2 protein-coding genes are annotated in these 2287 nt (G+C 59.3%); one reads left to right on the top strand and one right to left on the bottom strand.

Annotated elements, in window-relative coordinates; all coding sequences use genetic code 11:
• Positions 1-179 precede the first annotated feature (179 nt).
• Positions 180-1139 carry a helix-turn-helix transcriptional regulator gene (locus A1351_RS03010; RefSeq protein WP_024881980.1) on the bottom strand — a complete coding sequence of 320 codons (960 nt, stop codon included), beginning with the start codon at positions 1137-1139 and terminating at the stop codon, positions 180-182.
• A 284-nt stretch (positions 1140-1423) separates the two neighbouring features.
• On the opposite strand from A1351_RS03010, the gene A1351_RS03005 reads away from it, so the two are divergent.
• A complete protein-coding gene (locus A1351_RS03005; protein ID WP_064032138.1) occupies positions 1424-2209 on the top strand; it encodes a sulfite exporter TauE/SafE family protein in 786 nt (261 codons plus the stop codon).
• The last annotated feature ends 78 nt before the right edge of the window (positions 2210-2287 follow it).

Genomic DNA, 2287 nt, shown 5'->3' with positions numbered 1-2287 from the left:
CGCCGTCGGGAAGGGGGAAACTCGCGCCATGAGCCGTCCTTCGACAGGGGCGTCCGTAGGGTCTGCTTTACTGGGGATTCGCGGACATCTTCGCGACTTTCATGAGAGCGACATTGCGTCCGACCAATTGAGCGCCTCGCGGCGACCCGGAACCATCGATGAATTTTCGAGCGCCCGGCTCACGTTTCGGCGACGATTTTTCCGATGTCGCGGATATCATATCCGCCAATGTTCTCGAATTCGTTCCTGAACCTATCGGAGCGCAGGATTTTCAACATTGTCGCTATTTCGGCTGTCTCGAGCTGCTCCTTCTTGATGACAATGTCGTAGCGCTCCTTCTTGAGCGGAACGAAATCGACATTCTCGACCTGTCGGGCAATTTTCTCGTTGCCGACAGCAACATCCGCGTCGCCTCTCCCCACCGCGCTCGCCACAGTGAGATGCGACTGGTTCTCATTGTCGTAACCCTTGATTCTGCTGCCGTATAGCTCCAGTAGGCCGAGGTTTTCGTCGAGCAGCACGCGTGAGCCGGCGCCCTTCTCGCGATTGATCATCGTGATGTCGTCTCGCGCGAGATCGCGCCACGAGCGGATGCCTTTCGGATTGCCCTTGGCGACGTAAAAGCCTTGCATGCGGTAGGTGACATTCACGATCAGGCAACGGACTCCGGGCACGAGCGCTCTGACATAGGGCGCGTTGTAGTCGTCGGTCGAACTATCCCAAAGATGTGCGGTCGCGGCGCCCACCTTATCCAAATAGAGGGAGACGAGGCTGTCATAGCTGCCGATGTAGGCCCGCAACGCCATCACGCCATGCATGCGCATGAAGTTCGATAGAATGTCGAGTATCAGATCCTGGCCGCAGATGACGAAACCATTCGCGCTTCGGCGTTCCGGCGACAAATCGAAATAACGGTCCTCGTCGAGCGCCGACGGACCATTGCGTATCGCAGCGCGCGCGGTCTTGCCGGACCGTTCGACGTATTCCCGCACATGAGCCTCGGTGAATCGGATCTTCCGACCGACCTTGTAATGGCCGATGTCGCCGTTCTTGATCAGGCCATATACGCCACTCTTGCTGACATGCAGCATCTCGGCGACGTCCTCGGCGGTCAGGGCGCGACGTTCGTCTGGCAGCACGGCCTATATCCATATCGGTAGCATTTCGTATCTTTTCGCATATTTCTGATGCGGCGTCACCTCGTTTCAATCCCTTCATATTTACATTGATGCTTTTCCATTGCATTTGAAGCCGCGTTTCCGAGGCTAGCGAACCACTATCTTCGATTTCGGCTGATTTCGTACTGTTTCGGGTATCGCGTCGTGCGTCGCGATCCGAAACCCATCGGAGGTCCGATATGCCCGTTCCGTCAGAGTCCGCGTCGTCATCCACTGTGGGCGAGAACGGTGGAACCAATCGGCTCATGACGAAGCCCAGGCAGGCTTTCGCTTTCGTCGGCGGCGCAGCGATCGGCGCGCTCGGCGGGCTGATAGGTCTCGGCGGCGCGGAATTTCGACTGCCGCTGCTCATCGGGCCGTTTCGATTTCGCGCCCTCGAGGCGGTCATCCTCAACAAGGCGATGAGCCTCATCGTCGTCGCGACCGCTCTGCCGTTTCGCGCCGCGTCCATCCCCTTTGCAGCTGTCGCCTCCAATTGGCCGATCATTCTCAATTTGCTCGCAGGCAGCTTGGTGGGCGCGTGGCTCGGAGCAGGATGGGCGTCGAAGCTGAGCTCCCGTAACTTGTATCGGATCCTCGCCGTGCTTCTGGTGCTGATCGCCGGAGCGCTGGCTTTCGGACATGGCGCGACGACGGCGTCCGCGCACGTTTCGGGACCGTTGCTGATCGTCGCCGGCGTGGTCGCGGGCTTCGGCATCGGGATCGTCGCCTCGCTTATGGGAGTCGCGGGAGGCGAGCTGTTGATTCCGACTCTGGTGCTGCTCTTCGACGCCGACATCAAGCTCGCCGGCAGCCTCTCGCTCGCCGTGAGTCTGCCGACCATGATCGTCGGCTTCACTCGTTACAGCCGCGACAGCGCCTTTGGCGTCGTGACCCGCAACAAGACGTTCGTCCTCATCATGGCGTTGGGCTCGATCGCGGGAACCTTCATAGGCGGACGTCTTCTCGGGATCGTGTCGGATCAGCTCTTGATCCCGGCTCTCTCCTTGATTCTCGTGGCATCGTCGGTGAAGGTCTGGCGCCACGAATAAATCGGCGGGAGTACCCGCTCTTCCTCAAACGACGACCTCGTTTTGCCTGGACACGGGAATGTATGGCGCGGCAATCTG

The sequence above is a fragment of the Methylosinus sp. R-45379 genome (genome assembly GCF_001644125.1).
Taxonomy (GTDB): domain Bacteria; phylum Pseudomonadota; class Alphaproteobacteria; order Rhizobiales; family Beijerinckiaceae; genus Methylosinus.
This window is presented reverse-complemented; position numbering and strand designations above follow the sequence as displayed.